Here is a 22,193-nt window from a genome sequence, read left to right as displayed (position 1 = left end):
TTATCAGAAGATCGGAGGAAGCTAATCCTGAGTGCAGTTAATCACTGCCGCTTATCCTGCGTTACAGGGTTAAAGGTGACGGGCGCATGAATGCCCGTAATCAGGGTGGTACCGCGAGACAGCTCTCGTCCCTGTGTAAACGTTGGTTTGCATAGGGGGAGGGCTTTTTTGCTGTCACTGAAGAGAATTTCGATTTTTATAGAGGAGGAAATACAATGAAACACTTAACTTCTGCGGAAGTGCGTCAAATGTTTTTGGATTTCTTTAAAGAAAAAGGACATGCGGTAGAGCCAAGCGCGTCATTAGTGCCTCATGAGGATCCTTCACTGCTTTGGATCAACAGCGGTGTTGCGACGCTGAAAAAATATTTTGACGGCCGTGTCGTGCCGGAAAATCCAAGAATCGTAAACGCTCAAAAAGCGATCAGAACAAACGATATAGAAAATGTAGGTAAAACTGCGCGCCATCACACTTTCTTTGAAATGCTCGGAAACTTTTCCATCGGCGATTATTTCAAAGAAGAAGCCATTACATGGGCTTGGGAGTTTTTAACGAGCGACAAGTGGATTGGCTTCGACAAAGAGCTTCTCTCTGTTACGGTTCATCCTGAAGATGAAGAGGCATATGAGTTTTGGGCGAAAAAAATCGGTATTCCTGAAGAAAGAATTATCCGTCTGGAAGGGAACTTCTGGGATATCGGTGAAGGGCCGAGCGGACCGAATACGGAAATCTTTTACGACCGCGGTGAAGCATACGGTAATGATCCAGAAGATCCGGAGCTTTACCCAGGCGGGGAAAACGACCGTTACCTGGAAGTATGGAACCTTGTGTTCTCAGAGTTCAACCATAACCCTGACGGCACGTACACACCGCTTCCAAAGAAAAATATTGATACAGGCATGGGTCTTGAAAGAATGGTGTCTGTCATCCAGAATGTTCCGACAAACTTTGACACCGATTTGTTTGTTCCGATCATTAAAGCAACAGAATCGATTTCTGGTGAAACATATGGCAAAGACAATGTGAAAGACACTGCGTTTAAAGTGATTGCTGACCATATCAGAACGGTTGCCTTTGCTGTCAGTGACGGTGCGCTGCCGTCAAATGAAGGCCGCGGCTATGTATTAAGACGCTTATTACGCCGTGCCGTGCGTTATGCCAAAACGATCAACATCCATCGTCCGTTCATGTTTGATTTAGTGCCGGTTGTCGCAGAAATCATGGCTGATTTCTATCCTGAAGTGAAAGAGAAAGCGGATTTCATCGCAAAAGTCATTAAAACCGAGGAAGAACGCTTCCATGAGACCCTTAATGAAGGGCTTGCGATCCTGTCAGAAATGATCAAAAAAGAAAAAGACAAGGGCAGCAGCGTTATCTCAGGTGCTGATGTGTTCAAACTGTATGATACGTATGGATTCCCGGTTGAATTGACTGAAGAATACGCAGAAGACGAGAACATGACGGTTGACCATGAGGGCTTTGAGGAGGAAATGAACCAGCAGCGTGAACGGGCAAGAAACGCCCGCCAGGATGTCGGCAGCATGCAGGTGCAGGGCGGCGCACTGCGCGACGTGACAGATGAAAGCACATTTGTCGGCTACTCTCAAACCAAAGCTGATGCCAATATCATTGTGCTTCTTCAGGACGGCCAATTAATCGAAGAGGCTCATGAAGGAGAAAGCGTTCAAATCATTCTTGATGAAACACCGTTCTATGCAGAAAGCGGCGGCCAAATCGGCGATAAAGGCTATCTCCGAAACGAGCAGGCAGTTGTAAGAATTAAAGATGTTCAAAAAGCGCCGAACGGCCAGCATGTGCATGAAGGTGTTGTGGAGAGCGGTACTGTTCAAAAAGGCCTGCATGTTACGGCTGAAGTTGAAGACCATATGAGAAGCGGCGTCATTAAAAACCACACGGCAACGCATTTATTGCATCAGGCTCTAAAAGATGTTCTTGGAACTCATGTCAATCAGGCGGGCTCTCTTGTAACGGAAAACCGTCTTCGTTTTGACTTCTCGCACTTTGGCCAAGTGACAAAAGAAGAGCTCGAACAAATTGAAAGAATCGTAAACGAAAAGATCTGGGCGAGCATCCCGGTCAGCATTGATTTGAAACCGATCGCTGAAGCAAAAGAAATGGGTGCGATGGCACTGTTCGGCGAGAAATATGGCGATATTGTCCGTGTCGTTCAAGTTGGAGATTACAGCTTAGAGTTGTGCGGCGGCTGCCATGTCAGAAATACAGCAGAAATCGGCTTGTTTAAAATCGTTTCTGAATCCGGAATCGGAGCAGGCACAAGACGGATTGAAGCTGTAACGGGACAAGGCGCTTACGTCGAAATGAACAGCCAGATTTCTGTATTGAAGCAAACCGCTGACGAGCTGAAAACAAATATCAAAGAAGTGCCGAAACGGGTTGCGGCTCTGCAGGCTGAACTGAAGGATGCACAAAGAGAAAATGAATCTCTTCTTGCAAAACTAGGCAACGTGGAAGCAGGAGCAATCCTGTCGAAAGTAAAAGAAGTTGACGGCGTAAACGTGCTTGCGGCAAAAGTAAATGCAAAAGACATGAATCATCTCCGCACTATGGTCGATGAACTCAAAGCAAAGCTTGGCTCTGCGGTGATCGTGCTTGGTGCGGTACAAAACGATAAAGTTAATATCTCTGCCGGAGTCACAAAGGACCTCATTGAGAAAGGCCTTCACGCCGGCAAGCTGGTTAAACAAGCTGCGGAAGTTTGCGGCGGAGGCGGCGGAGGCCGTCCGGACATGGCGCAGGCAGGCGGTAAACAGCCGGAAAAATTAGAAGAAGCTTTGGCTTCTGTAGAAGATTGGGTGAAATCCGTTTTATAATTCGCCCATGTAGTGTAGAATGATGGTAAGATTAGGACCCCAGGCTGAACTTTGCCTGCGAATTTGGGAAAGAGGTGCAAAACGGTGAGCTCGTTTGATAAAACGATGAAATTTAATTTCTCCGATGATTCTGCTGAGACTAACGTAAATGAGGTGCTGATTACAGTGTATGACGCGCTTCAGGAAAAGGGCTACAATCCAATCAACCAGATTGTCGGATACTTGCTGTCAGGTGATCCCGCTTATATTCCTAGGCATCGTGACGCTCGCAATTTAATTCGCAAACTTGAAAGAGACGAATTAATCGAGGAATTGGTAAAGTCTTATTTAGAACAGCATAAAGAGGCGTAAATAAAGAATGAGAATATTAGGACTCGATTTAGGAACCAAAACACTCGGTGTAGCTCTGAGCGATGAAATGGGCTGGACTGCTCAAGGCATTGAGACCATAAAGATAAATGAAGCAGAAGGCGATTATGGTTTATCCCGTTTATCTGAACTGATAAAGGACTATACTATAGATAAAATCGTGCTCGGCTTTCCTAAGAACATGAACGGAACAGTCGGCCCGAGAGGCGAAGCCAGCCAAACATTTGCGAAAGTGCTTGAAACAACGTACAATGTTCCTGTTGTGCTGTGGGACGAGCGTCTTACCACAATGGCGGCTGAAAAAATGCTGATTGCAGCTGACGTCAGCAGGCAAAAACGAAAAAAAGTCATTGATAAAATGGCGGCTGTTATGATTTTACAAGGATATCTTGACAGCTTAAATTAAAGCCAGAGGTGAAGAAAATGGAACACGGCGAAAAAAATATTACAATTGTTGACGATCAAGGAAATGAACAGCTTTGTGAAGTGCTGTTTACATTTGAAAACGAAGAGTTTGGCAAGTCTTATGTCTTGTACTACCCAATCGAATCAAAAGATGACGAAGAAGTAGAAATTCTTGCTTCCAGCTTCACGCCAAACGAAGACGGTGAAAACGGTGAGCTATTCCCGATTGAAACTGACGAAGAATGGGATATGATCGAAGAAACATTAAACACATTCTTAGCGGACGAAGACGAAGAGTAAAACATCGCGCCAAACAAAGCCGGAGCTATACTGCTCCGGCTTTTTTCTGCTTTATGCAGGCCTCTTTTTGTAATAAATTGCCGAAATACAATGAATCATGTAGTATAAGAGCTGATGGGAGGAGACCTAATGTATATCAATCAGCAAAAAAAATCGTTTTTTAATAAAAAAAGAATCATACTGTCTTCCATTGTTGTGCTGTTTCTCATCATTGGCGGGGCATTTTTATATGGGAAATCATTGCTTGAACCTGTTGAAAAAGGCAGTAAAACGACAGTTAATATTAACATTCCGAGCGGTTCGTCTGTTTCAGCCATCGCATCGATATTAAAGAAAAATGATGTCATAAAAAGCGAGAAGGCGTTTCAGTACTATGTGAAATATAAAGGTGCTTCCGGGTTTCAGGCCGGATTCTACCATCTGAATAAAGGTATGGATTTAGATGCCATTATTCAGAAGCTGACAAGCGGGGCTACAGGTTACGCTTTTCAAATCACAGTGACTGAGGGAGCACAGCTGACCCAAATCGCGGCTGCTATTGCTGATGAAACAAAATACTCTAAAAAACAAGTCATAGCGAAGCTGGACGATGAAACATTTATCAATCAGCTGAAGAAAGAATTCCCGGACACTGTGACAAATGATGTTTTCAATAAAAACATTAAGCACCCGCTTGAAGGGTACCTATTCCCGGCTACATACCCTTTTAACGATCCGGACACATCACTTGAAGACATTATCAAGGCAATGATTAAGCAGACAAATTCTTATGTGGAAACATATAAATCAGAAATGAAGAAAAACAAACTTTCTGTGCATAAGCTGCTGACAATGGCTTCTTTGATAGAAGAAGAAGCGACTGAAAAAGCCGACCGCCATAAAATTGCGAGTGTCTTTTATAACCGCCTGAAAAAGAAAATGCCGCTCCAAACAGATCCGACTGTCCTGTACGCGGCAGGCAAGCATAAAGATCGGGTTCTTTATAAGGATCTGGAAATCGATTCACCATACAATACGTATAAAAACACAGGGCTGACGCCAGGGCCGATTGCCAATGCCGGCATGTCGTCATGGGAAGCGGCGCTGCATCCGGATAAAACGGACTATCTGTATTTCTTGGCCAAATCAAATGGTGAGGTCGTATTTACAAAAACGCTAAAAGAGCATAATAAAGCAAAAGAAAAATACATTTCCTCAAAAAATGAGAAATAAAAGGAGAGCAAAAAGCTCTCCTTTTGTTCGCTTTCCGCAAGGTTTTATGATAAAATATATCGGGTTGTTTACCGATGTATTATGATGTATTCAGAGAGTGTCCTGCGCATAAGACTGGGGCACTCCTTTTTAGAACGGGAGGCTGTTTGTAGTGACTGACCGGTATGAACAAATAAATGACTATATAGAAGCATTATTAAAGCCTCGGCCGGATAACGTGAAGAAGCTTGAAGCATATGCAGAAGAACATCATGTCCCGATCATGGAAAAAGCGGGCATGGAGGTGCTGCTTCAAATTTTGTCTGTGAAACAGCCGAAAAAAATACTAGAAATCGGAACGGCCATTGGTTATTCTGCCATTCGAATGGCGCTGGAGCTGCCGTCTGCTGAAATATATACAATTGAACGCAATGAGAAACGGCATGAAGAAGCGGTAAACAATATCAAGGATTTTCAGCTTGATGACCGGATTCATGTTTTTTACGGAGATGCGCTTGAATTAGCTGACGCCGTTCATGTAACCGCGCCTTACGATGTCATTTTTATTGACGCTGCAAAAGGTCAGTATCAAAACTTTTTTCATTTATATGAACCGATGCTTTCACCGGACGGGGTGATTATAACAGACAACGTGCTGTTTAAAGGTCTGGTGGCAGAGGATTACAGCAAAATAGAACCGAAGAGAAGGCGCAGGCTTGTAGCAAAAATTGATGAATATAATCATTGGCTGATGAATCATCCGGATTATCAAACTGCGATTATTCCTGTCGGGGACGGACTTGCGATTAGTAAAAAGAAGAGGTGAACGTCATGAAAAAACCAGAGCTCTTAGTGACGCCGACGAGTACAGCGGACATTTTGCCGCTCATACAGGCGGGGGCAACTGCGTTTTTAGTTGGGGAACAGAGATACGGCTTGAGATTAGCCGGAGAATTTTCTCGTGAAGATGTAACAAAAGCCGTAGAGATTGCTCACAAAGAAGGAGCAAAAGTATACGTTGCTGTAAATGCAATTTTCCATAACGATAAAGTGGGTGAGCTTGGCGAATATCTGGCTTTCTTAGCAGAAGCCGGTGTCGATGCAGCGGTATTCGGCGATCCTGCCGTGCTGATGGCTGCCCGTGAATCTGCGCCTGATCTGAAGCTTCATTGGAGCACAGAAACGACAGGCACCAACTATTATACATGCAACTACTGGGGACGCAAGGGTGCGGCGCGTTCTGTGCTTGCCAGAGAATTAAACATGGACAGCATTGTTGAGATTAAAGAAAATGCTGAAGTCGAAATTGAAATCCAGGTGCATGGAATGACGTGCATGTTCCAATCGAAGCGTTCTTTGATTGGAAACTATTTTGAATATCAGGGCAAAGTCATGGACATTGAAAGAAAGAAAAAAGAATCAGGCATGTTTTTACACGATAAAGAACGCGATAATAAATATCCGATTTTCGAAGATGAAAACGGCACTCACATCATGAGCCCGAACGATGTGTGCATCATTGATGAGCTCGAGGAATTGATAGATGCCGGAATTGATTCTTTCAAAATCGATGGTGTTTTGAAAACGCCTGAATACCTAATAGAAGTCACCAAAATGTACAGAGAAGCAATTGATTTGTGCGTGGAAAACCGTGACGAATACGAAGCGAAAAAAGAAGACTGGATCGAACGCATTGAAAGCATCCAGCCAGCAAACAGAAAAATTGATACCGGATTCTTCTTCAAGGAAACGGTTTATTAATCAAAAGGAGGTTAAGCTATGACTGCCGTAAATGATAAAATATCCACAATCGTTAATGGAAAGCGTGTGATTACGAAAAAGCCGGAGCTTCTCGCACCTGCGGGTAATCTTGAAAAGCTGAAAATCGCTGTTCATTACGGAGCGGACGCGGTCTTTATCGGGGGACAGGAATACGGGCTGCGCTCGAATGCCGATAACTTTACGATCGAAGAAATTGCAGAAGGCGTTGAATTCGCAAAGAAATATGGCGCGAAGATCTACGTAACAACGAATATTTTCGCTCATAATGAAAACATGGACGGGCTTGAAGACTATTTAAAAGCGCTTGGAGACGCCAACGTTGCCGGCATCATTGTGGCAGATCCGCTTATTATCGAAACATGCCGCAGAGTGGCGCCGAATGTTGAGGTTCACTTGAGCACACAGCAGTCTCTTTCAAACTGGAAGGCTGTCCAGTTCTGGAAGGAAGAAGGTCTCGACCGCGTCGTGCTGGCTCGTGAAACAAGCGCTCTTGAAATCAGAGAAATGAAAGAAAAGGTAGATATCGAAATCGAATCCTTTATTCATGGCGCAATGTGTATCGCATATTCCGGCCGCTGTGTGCTGAGCAATCACATGACAGCGCGGGATTCCAACCGCGGAGGCTGCTGCCAGTCATGCCGCTGGGACTATGATCTCTACCAAACAGACGGTGCCAACGCCGTTGCTTTGTATGGTGAAGAAGATGCACCATTTGCGATGAGCCCGAAAGATTTGAAGCTGATTGAATCCATTCCAAAAATGATTGAAATGGGGATCGACAGCTTAAAGATTGAAGGCCGCATGAAATCCATTCACTATGTAGCAACTGTTGTCAGCGTATACCGCAAAGTAATCGATGCTTATTGCGCTGATCCAGAGAACTTTGTGATTCAAAAAGAATGGCTTGAAGAGCTTGATAAGTGCGCCAACAGGGACACTGCGACAGCTTTCTTTGAAGGAACGCCAGGCTATGAAGAGCAAATGTTCGGCGAACACGCCAAGAAAACGACATATGATTTTGTCGGCTTAGTGCTGAATTATGATGAAGATACACAAATGGTCACGCTTCAGCAGCGCAATTTCTTCAAAAAAGGCGACGAAGTGGAGTTTTTCGGTCCAGAAATCGAAAACTTTACACATACGATTGAAACCATTTGGGACGAAGACGGAAATGAGCTAGATGCTGCCCGCCATCCCCTGCAAATTGTCAAATTCAAACTAGACAAAAAGATTTATCCGAGCAACATGATGAGAAAGGGGAAGTAACAGCCCATGGGTAAGAATCCAGTAGTCATTGGAATCGCAGGAGGTTCCGGTTCAGGAAAAACGAGTGTCACACGGTCCATTTATGAACAATTTAAAGGACACTCGATTTTAATGATCCAGCAGGACCTTTATTATAAAGACCAAAGCCATCTTCCGTTTGAAGAAAGGCTGAACACAAACTATGATCATCCGCTTGCGTTTGATAATGACTATTTAATCGAGCATATTCAGGATCTATTGAATTACCGCCCGATTGAAAAGCCGATTTATGACTATAAGCTTCACACACGTTCAGAAGAAACGGTTCACGTAGAGCCAAAGGATGTTATTATCCTTGAAGGCATTCTTGTTCTTGAAGACAAAAGGCTTCGTGATCTGATGGATATCAAGCTTTATGTTGATACGGACGCTGACTTGCGTATCATCAGACGGATTATGAGAGATATTAATGAGCGCGGACGCTCTATTGATTCTGTCATTGAACAATATGTGTCAGTGGTCCGTCCGATGCATAACCAATTCGTCGAGCCGACGAAACGATACGCTGATATTATTATCCCGGAAGGCGGTCAGAATCACGTCGCAATTGATCTGATGGTCACAAAAATTCAAACCATTCTTGAACAAAACGCGATTTTGTAATACCATAGCATAGACATAAATAACTCTGACCATATTATGTATAGGCAGGAAGGGAATGTGCGAATTCCCTTCTTTCCCTGTTTATAAACGCGAAATATTTGCAGAACGACACGATTCAGTTTAAGATAAACAGTACCTATATGGGAGAGAAGAACGAGGACTGCCCTGTGTTCTCATTCTTGTATTTTTTAGTTTATGCTCTCATACATAATCGAAGATGTTGAGGGACAACCAGAAGGAGTGAAGGGACATGGCACAAGAGAAAGTTTTTCCTATGACTGCAGAAGGAAAACAAAAACTTGAACAAGAATTAGAATATTTGAAAACGGTTAAACGAAAAGAAGTAGTAGAGCGAATCAAAATTGCGAGAAGCTTCGGAGACCTTTCCGAGAACTCTGAATACGATTCAGCGAAAGAAGAGCAGGCATTTGTAGAGGGCCGCGTGACGACTCTTGAAAATATGATTCGCAATGCGAAAATCATTGAAGATGACGGCGGCTCTAACGTTGTCGGTTTGGGTAAAACCGTCACTTTCGTCGAACTGCCTGACGGTGATGAAGAATCATATACGATCGTCGGAAGCGCGGAAGCTGACCCGTTTGAAGGGAAAATCTCAAACGACTCACCGATCGCAAAAAGCCTCTTGGGCAAAAAAGTAGATGAAGAAGTCACAGTACAAACACCGGGCGGAGAAATGCTCGTGAAAATTGTGAAAATTTCATAATATCTGTTTAGCAGCGAAACACCTCGTCCACAATGTGGGTGAGGTGTTTTTTTATGAAGATATCGAAACGAATGAAGCTGGCAGTCATCGCTTTTTTGATTGTATTTTTTCTGCTTCTGCTGAGGCTTGCAGAAATCCAGCTGTTTTTCACAGAATCATTTTCTAAAAAGAAAATTAATTTGATTCAAGAAAGCGTGAAACAGCGGACGGAGGAAGTGCTCATTTCAGATGGAAGAGGCTCTTTTTTAGATCGAAACGGGCGGGCGCTGACAGGACAAAGCGAGCCTGCGGTTGTTTTGTTCCCTTTTCTGCTGACGCAGGATTGGCCGATCAAAAAAGTTGCGGACATCCTCGGCATGTCTGAAGATGATTTGCGCCAGACACTAGGTAAGGCAAAAAAACCGGTCATTTTGCAGCAAAAGAAAATCAAAACACTTTCAAAACAATCTATCACAAAAATCAATTCTTTGAAATATCCCGGCATTTACGGCGTATATATGGAGAATGAAGACAAGCCCAGCCTTGCTTCACATACGATAGGGAGCACGAACCAAGATCCGGCGCTGCTTCGCAAGAAATATCCTGACAAGGAAAGCCTTCCGATTACAACAGAAATCGGAACAACCGGTTTAGAACGGACATTTGACGAGTTTTTGCTTCCGGAACAAGACACAAAGCTTTTATATCATGTGGACGGAAAAGGAAACCCTTTGTTTGGCATGGACGTCAAATATACAGCTGAAGCCAATACATTTTATCCGCTCCAGGTCAAAACAACGATCGATCAAAGCATTCAAAAAGCGATGGAGGAGGTATTGGATGAACAGGGGCTGAAAAAGGGAGGAGCTGTGCTGCTGGACATCGAAAATAGCAGTGTTCTGGGAATTGTAAGCAAACCAGATGCGGATGTGTCCCGGCAAAACACACTTCAAAATTATATGCTGACGCCAATCTATCCCGGATCAGTTTTTAAAACAGTCATTGCCGCAGCTGCAATCGAAAATAATATGGTGAAGCCTAGTCAAACCTTTAATTGCAATTTAAACCTGTACGGGGAACCGGGGGACGACAAAGGAACCTTGTCTTTTGATGAAAGTTTTGCACAAAGCTGTAATTACACATTTACGAGTCTTGCAGAACAATTAATGAAAAAAGACAGCTCGGTTATTGAAGATATGTCCGAGAAGCTGGCTCTCACTGATCGGGCAGGCTGGGAGGGAAAACTGTACCACGAAACCGATTTCCGCCAGCTGTATAACGAAAAAAGCGGCGTGATTTGGGGGGATGAAAAAGACAAATCAGTCAAAAAAGCCATTGCGCAAACCGCAATTGGGCAGAAAAATGTAAAGGTAACGCCGCTAGAGGTAGCCAATATGATGGCGACAATCGCCCGCGGCGGAGAAAAACGGCAGGTGAAAATTGCCGAACAAATTGAGTATAAGAACGGTACAACGCTCGTTACGTTTAAAGATCAGAAGCTCAAAGGGGAAACGATAGACAGATATACGTCACAGCAGCTTCAAAAAATACTGCGGCGGGTGGTAGAATCTTCTTCTGGAACGGGCAGAAGGTTTCAAGATCTTCCGTATACTGTAGCAGGGAAGTCGGGCACAGCCCAAACAGGCAAGCTTTCAAAAGAGAAGGAAACGCTCTATGAAAAATGGTTTGCCGGATATTTTCCCGCGGATAAGCCGAAATACGCTCTGGTTGTTTTACACATGGATACACCGGGAGATAAGGCTCTGACAAATTCGGTGTTTTATGATATTGTTAAAAAAGTACACGAAATTGAAATCAATCAGAAATAGAACAACTTCTCAGCACATGTTAAAATATATGCTGAGCCAAGAGGGATAAAGGAGTGCAGAATTATTGAGCAATAATCAATCTCGTTATGAAAATCGTGATAAACGCAGAAAAGCCAATTTAGTGCTTAACATTTTAATCGCAATCGTATCCATACTAATTGTCGTAGTAGCAGCGAATCTCTTCATTAACAGTCCTTCTAGCAAAGATGTCAGCAAGGATTCTGAAACGGCGCAAAAACAGGAATCTCCGGCTTCAGGAAAGACGGAAAAGAAATCGGATGAGGATATAAAAGACAGCAAGAAAGATACATCTGACAGCGAAAAGGATTCTGAGAAGTCTTCTGACTCTGATTCCAAAAAAGATGATTCTTCTTCTAAAAAAGATGACTCTGATTCAGATTCAAGCTCAGATTCAGCCGGTGACGGGCTTAAAGATGCAAAAGTAACAGAAGGCGGCTCATCGAGCGATGTGGAAAAAACGTATGAAAATCCTGACTGGAAAGCAGTCGGAACTGAGCAGACTGGCGAGCATGCCGCTACTTATGATTCAAGCTCACAAGACTGGGCTGAGATGCTGAAAGCCATCTCGTACGCAACTGGTGTCTCAACAGATAACATGACGGTGCTCTGGCTCGGAAATAACGGCAGCCCTCAGGATGCCAAAGGCAAAATTTTGGACAAGGCGACTGGGAATAAATATCAAGTCACGATTACATGGGTCGATGAAAAAGGCTGGAAGCCGACAAAAGTAGAAAAGCTAAAATAAACAAAAGCAGCCGGGTTACAACCGGCTGCTTTTGTTTTAGGCTTCAGCTGCGAAATGAACCACCGCGCTGTACAATATTCTTCCTTCTGCCACAGCAGTTTGGTGTGAAACAGATTTCACCCGGAGCATGATGGCTTTATTGTTTTCAATTTGTGTATTGATTTTCTTTTCAAGCTCCTGCAATGAAGCGGCTTCAAAAAATTCCACTTTGTCTTTAATCAGATCTAATTGAAAATTCATGTCTTGACCCTCCAGCTTTCACAAGTCATATGAAGTATAAGCTTTTTTGCGGTCAATGCGCAATATGAGATGGCATAAAATACACAAAGTGTTTTAGTACCTGCTTTTCAGAAGATGTGGTATTATAGGAACTGTTCCATCATTAATTCATAGTATGCTTATAGGAATTATTAAATATGGAGTGTGACAAATATGGGACGTGAATTTATCCCTCTCTTTGAAGATTGGGCAGCAACTTATGATCAAACAGTACAAGGTTTAGATATTCAGTATAAAGAAGCATTCAGAGGCTACGATCATATCCTTGATGCCATCGTCAGCAAATCTGGAACGCATGTGTTAGAATTTGGCCCGGGGACAGGGAATTTGACGGCTAAGCTGCTCGATGCAGGCAAAACTGTATTTGGAATCGAACCTTCTCCAGCAATGCGTAAACTGGCTTCTGACAAGCTTTCAGGCAGGACAGAAATCGTTGATGGAGACTTCCTGACATTCCCTGAGCCGCCATTTCAGGCTGACACGATTGTCAGTTCATATGCTTTTCATCATTTGACTGACGAAGAAAAGCGGGCTGCCATAAAGCAATATAGCAAATATCTTCACTTGCATGATAAAATAGTGTTTGCCGATACCGTCTTTGAAAATGCGCAAGCGTATCAACAGGCTATCGATAAAGCCCGTTCTCAAGGCTTTTATCAGCTTGCAAATGATTTAGAGACAGAGCATTATCCTACATTGGATGCGTTGAAAGAAATGTTTACAGCTGAAGGTTTTGCAGTCCGATTCACTCAGCAAAACGACTTCGTGTGGATAATGGAGGCGATCAAACGGTAAAGTGAAGGGAATGTGAATAGATGAGACTAGCAGTCATCGGAGCAATGGAAGAGGAAGTTACCATCCTAAGAAACAAACTTGAAAATGCAAAAACAGAAACGATCGCACACTGTGAATTTACAACAGGCGAATACGAAGGAACTGAAGTGATTCTTTTAAAATCAGGAATTGGAAAAGTAAATGCTGCGATCAGCACGACGCTTCTGCTTGACCGTTACAAGCCTGATTATGTCATTAACACAGGCTCAGCCGGCGGATTTCATCATACATTGAATGTAGGGGATGTCGTTATTTCTACTGACGTTCGCCACCATGATGTAGACGTAACGGCTTTTGACTATGAATACGGCCAAGTGCCGGGTCTTCCGGCTGCTTATGCGGCGGATGAAAAGCTGATCAGCATCACTGAAGAAGCGGTATCTGAACTCGACGGCATTCAGGTTGCAAAAGGAACGATTGCAACAGGCGATTCTTTCATGAACGATCCGAAGCGGGTTGAAGAGGTGCGTGCGAGATTTTCTGATCTGTACGCAGTTGAAATGGAGGCTGCGGCAGTGGCTCAAGTGTGCCATCAATTTAAAACGCCGTTTGTCGTCATCAGAGCGTTGTCTGATATCGCAGGAAAAGAATCACATGTTTCATTTGACCAATTTTTAGAGCAGGCGGCTGTCCATTCAACAGAGCTTGTGTTAAAGGTGATCAAACGAATTCATTAAAACGGGGAGAACGTTCTCCTCCGTTTTTCTCTAAAAACAACCTCTATTAAGGAGGAGGACATATATGACAGTGATTACGGACATTACCGAGCTGATTGGGAATACACCGCTTCTCCGCTTGAAGAACTTTGATGTTCCAGAAGGAGTCGCGGTGTATGCCAAGCTTGAAATGATGAATCCAGGGGGAAGCATCAAAGACAGACTGGGAGATATGCTGATTCGTGACGCACTCGATTCAGGCAAGGTGAAACCCGGCGGAGTGATTATAGAAGCTACGGCAGGCAATACAGGGATCGGCCTTGCGCTGAGTGCCAGAAAATATGGGCTGAAAGCGATTTTCTGTGTCCCTGAACATTTCAGCAGAGAGAAACAGCAAATTATGCAAGCGCTTGGCGCATCAATCATTCATACACCGCGTCAAGACGGAATGCAGGGCGCCATTCAAAAAGCCATTCAGCTGGAGACTGAAATTGAAAATTCTTATTGCGTTTTGCAATTTAAAAACCGAGTAAATCCATCGACTTACTATAAGACGCTTGGACCTGAAATGTGGGAAGCGCTTGACGGGAATATTCATACATTTGTCGCAGGGGCAGGATCAGGGGGCACGTTCGCAGGAACAGCTTCCTTCTTAAAAGAAAAAAATTCAGCAGTCAAAACGGTGATTGTTGAACCGGAGGGCTCGATTTTAAACGGAGGAGAGCCTCACGCTCATAAAACAGAAGGCATCGGCATGGAGTTTATCCCCGATTATATGAATAAGAACCACTTTGACGAGATCTACACCGTAACGGATGAGAATGCGTTTAGACTTGTGAAAGAAGCGGCAGAAAAAGAAGGCCTGCTGATCGGAAGCTCTTCAGGTGCAGCGCTTTATGCGGCATTGGAGGAAGCGAAAAAAGCATCCGCTGGAACTAACATTGTCACAGTATTTCCTGACAGCAGCGATCGATATATCAGCAAACAAATATACGAAGGAGGCATCTGATATGAAGAAAAAAACATTGATGATACATGGCGGAATCACAGGTGATGAGAAAACAGGCGCAGTTTCCGTGCCCATTTATCAAGTCAGCACGTACAAGCAGCCGAAAGCAGGACAGCATACAGGCTACGAGTATTCAAGAACGGCCAATCCGACTCGAACCGCTCTCGAAGCACTTGTGACAGAACTGGAAAGCGGGGAAGCAGGCTATGCGTTCAGCTCAGGAATGGCTGCCATTACAGCGGTTATGATGCTGTTTAACAGCGGAGATCATGTCGTGTTGACTGATGATGTGTACGGCGGAACATATCGCGTGATGACAAAGGTGCTTAACCGTCTTGGCATTGAATCAACATTTGTTGATACGAGCAGCAGGGAAGAAGTTGAAAAAGCGATTCGCCCTAATACAAAAGCCATTTATATTGAAACACCGACAAACCCGTTGCTCAAAATCACCGACCTGACGCTCATGGCTGATATCGCAAAAAAAGCGGGTGTTCTGCTTATCGTAGACAATACCTTTAACACTCCTTATTTTCAGCAGCCGCTTACTTTAGGCGCTGATATCGTACTTCACAGTGCGACAAAATATCTTGGCGGACACAGTGATGTCGTCGGAGGTTTAGTTGTGACAGCTTCGAAAGAGCTTGGAGAAGAGCTGCATTTTGTGCAAAACTCCACAGGCGGCGTGCTTGGCCCTCAAGATTCCTGGCTGTTAATGAGAGGAATCAAAACGTTGGGACTCAGAATGGAAGCGATCGATCAAAATGCGCGGAAAATCGCAAGCTTTCTTGAGAATCACCCTGCTGTCCAAACGTTATATTACCCTGGTTCTTCAAATCATCCCGGACATGAGCTTGCAAAAACGCAAGGATCGGGCTTCGGCGGCATGATCTCCTTTGATATTGGCAGTGAAGAACGGGTTGATGCGTTTTTAGGAAATCTGAAACTGTTTACCATTGCTGAAAGCCTGGGGGCGGTTGAAAGCTTAATTTCTGTTCCTGCAAGAATGACACATGCCTCTATTCCGAGAGAACGCCGGCTTGAGCTCGGCATTACGGACGGCTTGATCAGAATTTCTGTAGGAATTGAAGATGCGGAAGACTTGTTGGAAGATATCGGCCAAGCGCTTGAAAATATATAACAAATGGATAGAATTACTTTCTCTGTAAGCCGCCGGATTATATTATAATAGTCGTATACTATGAATCTGGCAGGTGATTCTTTTGAACAAAAATAGAATGAAATCTTTAAAAGAAGACTACAAGCATTTTGCTTTTACATTGCTTGCAGTCAGCACTTTTTTATATATAGGCGCAGTTCTCCCTGATCAAGGCTTAACATTAGGCCAGAAATCGACGATGTTTTTAGCGGATTGCGTATTTTTAGCCGGTGCCTTCTTTTGCGCTGACCGTTCACTTATTTACAAGAAGCGTTTGGAAGAAGCCGACGAATAAAAAAACAGCCATCATCAAGCGATGGCTGTTTTTCTGTTATTGTTCTCGAAGTTCTTTTCCCATGCCTTTTAAAAACTGAAGGCCGAAGCCGACGGCTCTGTTGATGTCAGGGTCGTTCATTGCTTTTAACAGGTCGAGAACCCCAACTTTCTTGTCTTCTTTTAAAAAGCTTTGTGCCTGTTCAGTCCCAGCCATTACGCTTTCTAAAAGCTTTGCTGTAAACTCAGGATCGGCTTTTGTCAATGCGCCTCCGGCGGCCATCATCGTGTTGATGAGGTTGGTGACAGGCTCGCGGGAAACTTGGCCAAGCGCAATCTTGGCAATGTCTTCCTTCGCTCTGAGCATGCTTGTTGCCGCGTCAAAAATTCCAAGATCATTGAGTTCATTCATTAACGTCATCGTTTTAGAGACGGCGTCCTCATTTTCCGCCAGCAGCTCTTTCAGTTCTTCTATTTTTTCAAGCTTAATTTGCTCGGCTGTTTTTGTTTCTTTTTTGATCGTCGTAATCGGAGTGGCCATTCGTTTTCCTCCTATCGTTTAATCAGTCAGATGGACATAGCCAGGACGGTTCCATTTTCTTTCTGCTTCGACTCCGTTTTGCGGATGCCGTTTTTTGTTGCGCGGATTTGTTTTTGGAAGCGGCGCTGTTTCGCAGCCGCCAAGCACTTCCATGCGGACCTTTGTCTGTTTATAAGCAGGCGTGTTCGTCCGTTTATCAGCTGCAGGGCCCGTCAAGAAGTTAATCGCTGACTCCTTGTCTGTCGAGTTCATTGGCAGATAGAGTTCATTTTTCCGTACCCGGTCTGTGATCAGCGCGTTCAATTTGACTGCTCCGAACGGAGAAACGAGCCGTACAAGCGAACCGTCACAAACACCTCGCTCTTGTGCAAGCTCAGGTGAGATCTCAACGAATACATTCGGCACTTTCGCTTGGATGCCTTTCGATTTATTTGTCATGTTTCCTTCGTGGAAATGCTCCAGCATCCGGCCGTTATTGATATGAAGGTCATATTCCTCCGGAAATGCCGCTGGCTCGGTCCAATCAGAAAGGGCAAAGCGGGCTTTTTTGTCAGGGAAATTAAATCCGTCTTCATACAGAAGCGGTGTGCTTTCACCTGTGAAGCTGCCCCATAGGAAGCTGTTCCAGCCTTCAAGCACCTCATAGCTTGCTTTGGCAAACAGAGGAGAAAGGCTCGCCATTTCAGAGAAAATGTCACTTGGATGGCTGTAATTCCATTTCGCTCCTAAACGGTTTGCCACCTCTTGAATAATCCACCAGTCCGGTTTTGCGTCACCAAGCGTCGGAAGCGCCTGATACAATCGCTGGACACGGCGTTCTGTGTTGGTAAATGTTCCGTCTTTTTCAAGTGAAGGAGTGGCCGGCAAGACGACATCAGCATATTGAGCTGTTCTTGACAGGAAGATGTCCTGTACCACGAAAAAATCAAGGCTTGATAAAATATCATGCACATGGTTCGCGTTTGAATCGACCAGTGCCATATCCTCACCGACAAGATACATAGCTTTCATTTTTCCTTCTTCAATGGCATGAAGCATTTGAATATTATCTAAACCAGGCTTTCCATCAATCTCGACACCATATGCCTCTTCAAATTTAGCGCGAGCTTTATCATCTGTAATATGCTGATATCCCGGCAGCCAGCCAGGCAAAGTTCCCATATCACATGCGCCTTGCACGTTATTGTGTCCGCGCAGAGGATAAGCGCCGGCACCTGGACGGCGATAGTTGCCCGTAGCGAGAAGCAGGTTTGAAATGGCTGCTGATGTATCAGAACCGCCTGTATTTTGTGTGACACCCATTCCCCAAAGGACACAAGTGCCGTCAGCATCACGAATCATTTCAGCAATTTGAATGATGTTTTCTTTTGAAAGGCCTGTGATGCGTTCTGCATAATCAAGCGTATACGTTTTAAGAGTTTCTTTATAATCTTCAAAGTAATTGACGTTCTCATCAATAAACGCCTGATCGTGCCAGCCTTGGTCGATCATATATTTCGTAACAGCCATCAGCCAAACTTGGTCTGTGCCTTGTTTAGGGCTGATGAACAGATCGGATCGCTCAGCCATCTCATTTTTACGCAGGTCAGCAACAATCAGTTTTTGACCGTGGAGCTTGTGTGCCCGTTTGACGCGTGTTGCGAGCACTGGGTGTCCTTCCGCCGGATTGGCACCGACAATGATGACCAGGCCTGCTTTGGCAATATCTTTAATCGTGCCGGCGTCACCGCCCATGCCGACAGTGCGGAACAATCCGTCTGTAGCAGGAGACTGGCAGTAGCGTGAGCAGTTATCGACGTTGTTTGTTTCAAATACCTGACGCGCTAGTTTTTGAATGACGTAGTTTTCTTCATTCGTAATTTTAGAAGAAGAAATAAACCCGACAGAGCCTTTACCGTACTGCTCTTTAATTGATCCTAATCTGCTTGCGACAAGATCGAGGGCTTCTTCCCAAGAAGATTCCACAAAGGCTCCGTTTTTACGGATTAAAGGCTTTGTGATCCGTTCTTTTGAATTGACGAAATCCCAGCCGAATTTCCCTTTGACACATGTGGAAATCGCGTTAACCGGGGCATCAGAAACAGGCTGGATCTTTAAAATATCCCGTCCTTTTGTCCATACTTCAAATGAACACCCGACACCGCAGAACGTACATACAGTTTTCGTTTTTTTCGTTCTTGTTTCACGCATTGCCGCTTCGACTTCAGAAATGGCAAAAATGCTGCCATACCCCGGTTCAACATTTTTCACGAGATCAATCATCGGTTCCATGACGTCCTCTTTAATGCCTGTCATAAAACCAGCCTGCCCGAGCATTGATTTTTCCATCAGTGCATTACATGGACATACTGTGACACACTGACCGCAGCTGACACAGGAAGATTCATTGATCGGAACTCCCTCATCCCAAATGACGCGAGGGCGTTCGCGTTCCCAGTCGATTGAGAGTGTTTCATTTACCTGAAGGTTTTGACAGACCTCAACACACTGGCCGCAGGCAATACATTGGTTTGGATCATAGCGGTAAAAAGGATGAGACATATCAACCGCGCAAGAAGGATCTTCTTTTGGCGTGTATGGGTATTTTTGATGCTCGATCCCCATCATTTCCGCTGTATTATGCAGCGTACAGTTTCCATTGTTGTTATCGCAAACTGTACAATACAGCAAATGGTTTTCAAGAAGGCGGTCCATCGCTTCGGTTTGCGCTTCTTTCACTCGATTTCCTGAAAGATCAATAGACATCCCGTTTTCTGCAACCGTCGCGCATGAACGAACCAGCTTGCCGTTTGCCTCTACTATGCAAGTATCACAAGTTTGAATCGGGTCAACCTCTGGTACGTGGCAAATCTGCGGGTACTCAATTCCGTTTTCATTTAAAATATCTAAAATTGTGGCCCCTGCTCGTGCTTGAATTTCTGTTCCGTCTACACGGACACTGATCGACTTAACGTCCATCATATTCATATTCCCCTCCATCTTTCTTTCAAGAAGTCAAAAAAAGCCATGTATAGATACACCTGCCCTTAATTCTAAGAAGGTGTAAACACACATGGCGGAATAGTTCACTAGCAAGTCTTACTAACAGACCAATCCTTGATTTTTATAAAACGATAGACTCATAACAAGATCCTATTACAAATCCATCAACACTGCTTTTATTATAATGTGATATTTATTATAATACAATATGGCAGGAAAATTTTAACCAAGTGAAATGTCCTGAGGGGAACCGGGAAAAGCCTTTATAAGGCAATATCGGAAGGGGTAATCAGCATGTCTAAAAAAATTCATGAATTCAATGATATTATTCGAAAACTTCGCAAAGAATTGTTCGGAAAAGGGCCTGAGAGAATTCATACTGTATTTGTAGAAAACATGGCAGTTTCAACACTATACGGAAATCTGAGTGCAAGCGAGCAGTTTATTGCCCGCACGCCTGAAGGAAGAGAGATGGTACATGCGGCCCGGACAAGCCTAATTCAAGACCTTTATTCCAAACAAACACCGGAAGGAATGGAGGAACTTATGGGAGCTAAGCTAGTCCATTTGTTTTCTGATATTAAAATTGAGGAAAACATCGCTGTATCTGTATTTGTTTTTGACCGAAAAATAGATGAGCAAAAAGAAGCTCTGCAAAGCTAGTATATTTGTCATTGACACAAATTTGTCACATTTGATATGATGTTGCTACAGTTATAGAAGGCTAAAGCAATGGAATGTATGCACGAACTGTATATATTCTCTTTCAATATCTTATATACTGCTTGATATTGTTGTATGGGTATGCATACAAGTTAGGCAGCATTCAAACGCCTGGTTTGACACAGGTTATTTGAGTGCTGCCTTTTTTATTGCCTTTCTTGCATAACTGTGAGAAAAGAAGAAGTAATGGAGGCGTTTTATTATGGCTTTTCGAAAACCGGATGAAATAGCGGAAGCAGCAATTGAAGCAGGGATGAAAAAAATAAAGCTCCCGCTGCCGTCACTGCTTGTGCTGGGGTTTTTAGGCGGTGCATTTATCGCGCTTGGGTATTTGCTTGATATCAGGGTAATTGGCGATCTTCCGAAAGAATGGGGGAGCCTGTCCAGTTTGATTGGTGCAGCAGTATTTCCAGTCGGCCTGATCCTTGTCGTTCTCGCTGGCGCTGAACTGATCACAGGCAATATGATGTCAGTTGCGATGGCGTTATTTTCGAGAAAAATATCAGTAAAAGAGTTAGCGATTAACTGGGGAATCGTCACAATTATGAACTTAATCGGCGCATTGTTTGTTGCTTACTTTTTCGGGCATTTGGTTGGATTGACTGAAACAGGTCCTTATTTAGAAAAAACGATTGCCGTTGCCCAAGGAAAGCTTGATATGAGCTTTGGCAAGGTTCTCATTTCCGCCATCGGCTGTAACTGGCTTGTATGTCTTGCAGTGTGGCTTTCTTTCGGCGCCCAAGACGCAGCAGGAAAAATCCTTGGCATCTGGTTCCCAATCATGGCTTTTGTGGCTATCGGATTTCAGCACGTTGTCGCCAACATGTTTGTGATTCCTGCTGCCATTTTTGCAGGCTCATTCACGTGGGGGCAGTTCATCGGAAACATCATTCCGGCTTTTATCGGTAATGTCATCGGCGGAGCTGTATTTGTCGGTCTCATTTATTTTATTGCATATCATAAGAAAGACCGCTCCAGAAAAGAAATGAAGCAGGTGTCATGACCAACGGGCAAATCCATTCGATGATTTGCACAATTTCCGTCCATTTTTAGAAAAAGATGTTTACAAAATGGAATTTGGTGGATATACTTACAAAGTAAGAAAAAAGCAAAGGAGGCTGAACCAAAATGACAATGAGACAACGACGTCAACCTGTACGTGATACACATGTAAAAGTTCATGGTTTATTCAGCCTGTGGAAGAGTTCGTGTCCTTCCTTAACCGATGCTTATCGCACGCATTAAATTCGGAATAGTCGGACATACGCAACTCCCCGCAGGCAGTAGAGGCATTGGTGTCTTCTTTTGTCTGCGGTTTTTATTTGCCCGCGGCAGAAGGGTTGTGCCGCGGGTTATTTCGCTTGATGCGGACTTTGAAAGGGGGTGAGCGATATGACGATTAACCTATTCTTTTTAACGTTAACGATTAAAAAACGGTTTAAAAGCCTGGAAGAATTCGAACGAGAACAGCAGATTGAGCAGATTTATGATGAAATGAAAGAGTCTCAGTTAAAGCATCTTTATTTAACGAACTGGCGCTAAAAGCAACGAAAAAAACTGAAGGGGGAATGGCATATGCTTAGAAGAGAATTATTGATGCATTATACAATGGAGAAGGACCAAGTTTAGCGA

The 22,193-nt window shown here is 43.9% G+C and carries 23 protein-coding genes; 20 read left to right on the top strand and 3 right to left on the bottom strand.

Features of this window, described 5'->3' with window-relative positions; genetic code table 11:
• Positions 1 to 215 precede the first annotated feature (215 nt).
• The 12 genes from alaS (at position 216) to MKX38_RS13385 (ending at position 12,105) form a co-directional block, all read left to right on the top strand.
• Positions 216 to 2,852: an alanine--tRNA ligase gene (gene alaS / locus MKX38_RS13440; protein WP_046160680.1), complete on the top strand. Its 2,637-nt coding sequence runs from the start codon at positions 216 to 218 to the stop codon at positions 2,850 to 2,852.
• An 84-nt stretch (positions 2,853 to 2,936) separates the two neighbouring features.
• Positions 2,937 to 3,203, top strand: a complete 267-nt coding sequence (locus tag MKX38_RS13435; RefSeq protein ID WP_003225903.1) for an IreB family regulatory phosphoprotein — start codon at positions 2,937 to 2,939, stop codon at positions 3,201 to 3,203.
• Between the two features lie 7 nt (positions 3,204 to 3,210).
• Positions 3,211 to 3,627 carry a Holliday junction resolvase RuvX gene (ruvX, locus tag MKX38_RS13430; RefSeq protein WP_003229795.1) on the top strand — a complete coding sequence of 139 codons (417 nt, stop codon included), beginning with the start codon at positions 3,211 to 3,213 and terminating at the stop codon, positions 3,625 to 3,627.
• Between the two features lie 17 nt (positions 3,628 to 3,644).
• The gene (locus tag MKX38_RS13425) at positions 3,645 to 3,926 is read left to right on the top strand and encodes a DUF1292 domain-containing protein (protein WP_003246199.1); all 282 of its coding nucleotides are present in this window, start codon (positions 3,645 to 3,647) and stop codon (positions 3,924 to 3,926) included.
• Positions 3,927 to 4,055: 129 nt separating this feature from the next.
• A complete protein-coding gene (gene mltG, locus MKX38_RS13420; protein WP_339187393.1) occupies positions 4,056 to 5,138 on the top strand; it encodes an endolytic transglycosylase MltG in 1,083 nt (360 codons plus the stop codon).
• Between the two features lie 151 nt (positions 5,139 to 5,289).
• Positions 5,290 to 5,943, top strand: coding sequence for an O-methyltransferase (locus tag MKX38_RS13415; protein ID WP_339187390.1), 654 nt, complete (start codon positions 5,290 to 5,292; stop codon positions 5,941 to 5,943).
• A gap of 5 nt (positions 5,944 to 5,948) precedes the next feature.
• Positions 5,949 to 6,878, top strand: coding sequence for a peptidase U32 family protein (locus MKX38_RS13410; protein WP_336153996.1), 930 nt, complete (start codon positions 5,949 to 5,951; stop codon positions 6,876 to 6,878).
• A gap of 18 nt (positions 6,879 to 6,896) precedes the next feature.
• Positions 6,897 to 8,165, top strand: a complete 1,269-nt coding sequence (locus MKX38_RS13405; protein WP_003229802.1) for a U32 family peptidase — start codon at positions 6,897 to 6,899, stop codon at positions 8,163 to 8,165.
• A gap of 6 nt (positions 8,166 to 8,171) precedes the next feature.
• Complete coding sequence (udk, locus tag MKX38_RS13400) at positions 8,172 to 8,807, top strand: uridine kinase (protein WP_003225916.1); 636 nt, start codon at positions 8,172 to 8,174, stop codon at positions 8,805 to 8,807.
• A 250-nt stretch (positions 8,808 to 9,057) separates the two neighbouring features.
• Positions 9,058 to 9,531, top strand: coding sequence for a transcription elongation factor GreA (gene greA / locus MKX38_RS13395; protein WP_004399078.1), 474 nt, complete (start codon positions 9,058 to 9,060; stop codon positions 9,529 to 9,531).
• A gap of 53 nt (positions 9,532 to 9,584) precedes the next feature.
• Complete coding sequence (locus MKX38_RS13390; RefSeq protein WP_339187387.1) at positions 9,585 to 11,339, top strand: penicillin-binding protein 2; 1,755 nt, start codon at positions 9,585 to 9,587, stop codon at positions 11,337 to 11,339.
• Between the two features lie 64 nt (positions 11,340 to 11,403).
• Positions 11,404 to 12,105: a YrrS family protein gene (locus tag MKX38_RS13385; protein ID WP_003246156.1), complete on the top strand. Its 702-nt coding sequence runs from the start codon at positions 11,404 to 11,406 to the stop codon at positions 12,103 to 12,105.
• Between the two features lie 36 nt (positions 12,106 to 12,141).
• Here MKX38_RS13385 and MKX38_RS13380 read toward each other — a convergent pair whose 3' ends face one another.
• The gene (locus MKX38_RS13380) at positions 12,142 to 12,345 is read right to left on the bottom strand and encodes a YrzA family protein (protein WP_014477495.1); all 204 of its coding nucleotides are present in this window, start codon (positions 12,343 to 12,345) and stop codon (positions 12,142 to 12,144) included.
• 192 nt (positions 12,346 to 12,537) lie between these two features.
• Between MKX38_RS13380 and MKX38_RS13375 the strand changes: the two genes are divergently transcribed.
• The 5 genes from MKX38_RS13375 to MKX38_RS13355 all read left to right on the top strand — a co-directional run bounded on the left by MKX38_RS13375 (position 12,538) and on the right by MKX38_RS13355 (position 16,337).
• Positions 12,538 to 13,179, top strand: a complete 642-nt coding sequence (locus tag MKX38_RS13375; RefSeq protein WP_339187384.1) for a class I SAM-dependent methyltransferase — start codon at positions 12,538 to 12,540, stop codon at positions 13,177 to 13,179.
• 20 nt (positions 13,180 to 13,199) lie between these two features.
• On the top strand, positions 13,200 to 13,895 hold the full coding sequence (mtnN, locus tag MKX38_RS13370) for a 5'-methylthioadenosine/S-adenosylhomocysteine nucleosidase (protein WP_009967881.1): 696 nt from the start codon (positions 13,200 to 13,202) through the stop codon (positions 13,893 to 13,895).
• 64 nt (positions 13,896 to 13,959) lie between these two features.
• Positions 13,960 to 14,883 (top strand): O-acetylserine dependent cystathionine beta-synthase, encoded by a 924-nt coding sequence (locus MKX38_RS13365; protein WP_339187381.1) that lies wholly within the window; start codon positions 13,960 to 13,962, stop codon positions 14,881 to 14,883.
• Between the two features lies 1 nt (position 14,884).
• Positions 14,885 to 16,024, top strand: coding sequence for a bifunctional cystathionine gamma-lyase/homocysteine desulfhydrase (locus tag MKX38_RS13360; protein WP_017696065.1), 1,140 nt, complete (start codon positions 14,885 to 14,887; stop codon positions 16,022 to 16,024).
• Between the two features lie 82 nt (positions 16,025 to 16,106).
• Positions 16,107 to 16,337: a YrhC family protein gene (locus MKX38_RS13355; protein WP_003237358.1), complete on the top strand. Its 231-nt coding sequence runs from the start codon at positions 16,107 to 16,109 to the stop codon at positions 16,335 to 16,337.
• A gap of 36 nt (positions 16,338 to 16,373) precedes the next feature.
• Here the strand turns inward: MKX38_RS13355 and MKX38_RS13350 are convergent, their stop codons facing one another.
• Together MKX38_RS13350 and fdhF are read right to left on the bottom strand one after the other, a co-directional pair.
• Positions 16,374 to 16,856, bottom strand: a complete 483-nt coding sequence (locus MKX38_RS13350; RefSeq protein WP_003229812.1) for a DUF1641 domain-containing protein — start codon at positions 16,854 to 16,856, stop codon at positions 16,374 to 16,376.
• A gap of 18 nt (positions 16,857 to 16,874) precedes the next feature.
• Entirely contained in the window at positions 16,875 to 19,817 is a 2,943-nt protein-coding gene (gene fdhF / locus MKX38_RS13345) for a formate dehydrogenase subunit alpha (RefSeq protein ID WP_339187379.1), read from the bottom strand.
• A 315-nt stretch (positions 19,818 to 20,132) separates the two neighbouring features.
• Here fdhF and MKX38_RS13340 point away from each other — a divergent pair, with 315 nt between their 5' ends.
• The 3 genes from MKX38_RS13340 (at position 20,133) to MKX38_RS13330 (ending at position 22,103) form a co-directional block, all read left to right on the top strand.
• Complete coding sequence (locus MKX38_RS13340) at positions 20,133 to 20,501, top strand: DUF2294 domain-containing protein (RefSeq protein WP_004398508.1); 369 nt, start codon at positions 20,133 to 20,135, stop codon at positions 20,499 to 20,501.
• Between the two features lie 262 nt (positions 20,502 to 20,763).
• Positions 20,764 to 21,564, top strand: coding sequence for a formate/nitrite transporter family protein (locus MKX38_RS13335; RefSeq protein WP_003229815.1), 801 nt, complete (start codon positions 20,764 to 20,766; stop codon positions 21,562 to 21,564).
• 389 nt (positions 21,565 to 21,953) lie between these two features.
• Complete coding sequence (locus MKX38_RS13330) at positions 21,954 to 22,103, top strand: YrzI family small protein (RefSeq protein WP_004399102.1); 150 nt, start codon at positions 21,954 to 21,956, stop codon at positions 22,101 to 22,103.
• The last annotated feature ends 90 nt before the right edge of the window (positions 22,104 to 22,193 follow it).

This window comes from Bacillus sp. FSL M8-0025 (genome assembly GCF_037975475.1).
Classification (GTDB): Bacteria; Bacillota; Bacilli; order Bacillales; family Bacillaceae; genus Bacillus; species Bacillus subtilis.
The sequence above is the reverse complement of the archived record's forward strand: the minus strand, read 5'-3'. Positions and strand labels throughout refer to the sequence as shown.

What these genes read in the sequence shown, in the direction of transcription:
- alaS (WP_046160680.1), top strand. Translation starts at nt 216, where the DNA reads ATGAAACACTTAACTTCTGCGGAAGTGCGTCAAATGTTTTTGGATTTC.
- ruvX (WP_003229795.1), top strand. Translation starts at nt 3,211, where the DNA reads ATGAGAATATTAGGACTCGATTTAGGAACCAAAACACTCGGTGTAGCT.
- MKX38_RS13425 (WP_003246199.1), top strand. Translation starts at nt 3,645, where the DNA reads ATGGAACACGGCGAAAAAAATATTACAATTGTTGACGATCAAGGAAAT.
- mltG (WP_339187393.1), top strand. Translation starts at nt 4,056, where the DNA reads ATGTATATCAATCAGCAAAAAAAATCGTTTTTTAATAAAAAAAGAATC.
- MKX38_RS13410 (WP_336153996.1), top strand. Translation starts at nt 5,949, where the DNA reads ATGAAAAAACCAGAGCTCTTAGTGACGCCGACGAGTACAGCGGACATT.
- MKX38_RS13405 (WP_003229802.1), top strand. Translation starts at nt 6,897, where the DNA reads ATGACTGCCGTAAATGATAAAATATCCACAATCGTTAATGGAAAGCGT.
- udk (WP_003225916.1), top strand. Translation starts at nt 8,172, where the DNA reads ATGGGTAAGAATCCAGTAGTCATTGGAATCGCAGGAGGTTCCGGTTCA.
- greA (WP_004399078.1), top strand. Translation starts at nt 9,058, where the DNA reads ATGGCACAAGAGAAAGTTTTTCCTATGACTGCAGAAGGAAAACAAAAA.
- MKX38_RS13390 (WP_339187387.1), top strand. Translation starts at nt 9,585, where the DNA reads ATGAAGATATCGAAACGAATGAAGCTGGCAGTCATCGCTTTTTTGATT.
- MKX38_RS13380 (WP_014477495.1), bottom strand. Translation starts at nt 12,345, where the DNA reads ATGAATTTTCAATTAGATCTGATTAAAGACAAAGTGGAATTTTTTGAA.
- MKX38_RS13375 (WP_339187384.1), top strand. Translation starts at nt 12,538, where the DNA reads ATGGGACGTGAATTTATCCCTCTCTTTGAAGATTGGGCAGCAACTTAT.
- mtnN (WP_009967881.1), top strand. Translation starts at nt 13,200, where the DNA reads ATGAGACTAGCAGTCATCGGAGCAATGGAAGAGGAAGTTACCATCCTA.
- MKX38_RS13365 (WP_339187381.1), top strand. Translation starts at nt 13,960, where the DNA reads ATGACAGTGATTACGGACATTACCGAGCTGATTGGGAATACACCGCTT.
- MKX38_RS13360 (WP_017696065.1), top strand. Translation starts at nt 14,885, where the DNA reads ATGAAGAAAAAAACATTGATGATACATGGCGGAATCACAGGTGATGAG.
- MKX38_RS13350 (WP_003229812.1), bottom strand. Translation starts at nt 16,856, where the DNA reads ATGGCCACTCCGATTACGACGATCAAAAAAGAAACAAAAACAGCCGAG.
- fdhF (WP_339187379.1), bottom strand. Translation starts at nt 19,817, where the DNA reads ATGATGGACGTTAAGTCGATCAGTGTCCGTGTAGACGGAACAGAAATT.
- MKX38_RS13340 (WP_004398508.1), top strand. Translation starts at nt 20,133, where the DNA reads ATGTCTAAAAAAATTCATGAATTCAATGATATTATTCGAAAACTTCGC.
- MKX38_RS13335 (WP_003229815.1), top strand. Translation starts at nt 20,764, where the DNA reads ATGGCTTTTCGAAAACCGGATGAAATAGCGGAAGCAGCAATTGAAGCA.
- MKX38_RS13330 (WP_004399102.1), top strand. Translation starts at nt 21,954, where the DNA reads ATGACGATTAACCTATTCTTTTTAACGTTAACGATTAAAAAACGGTTT.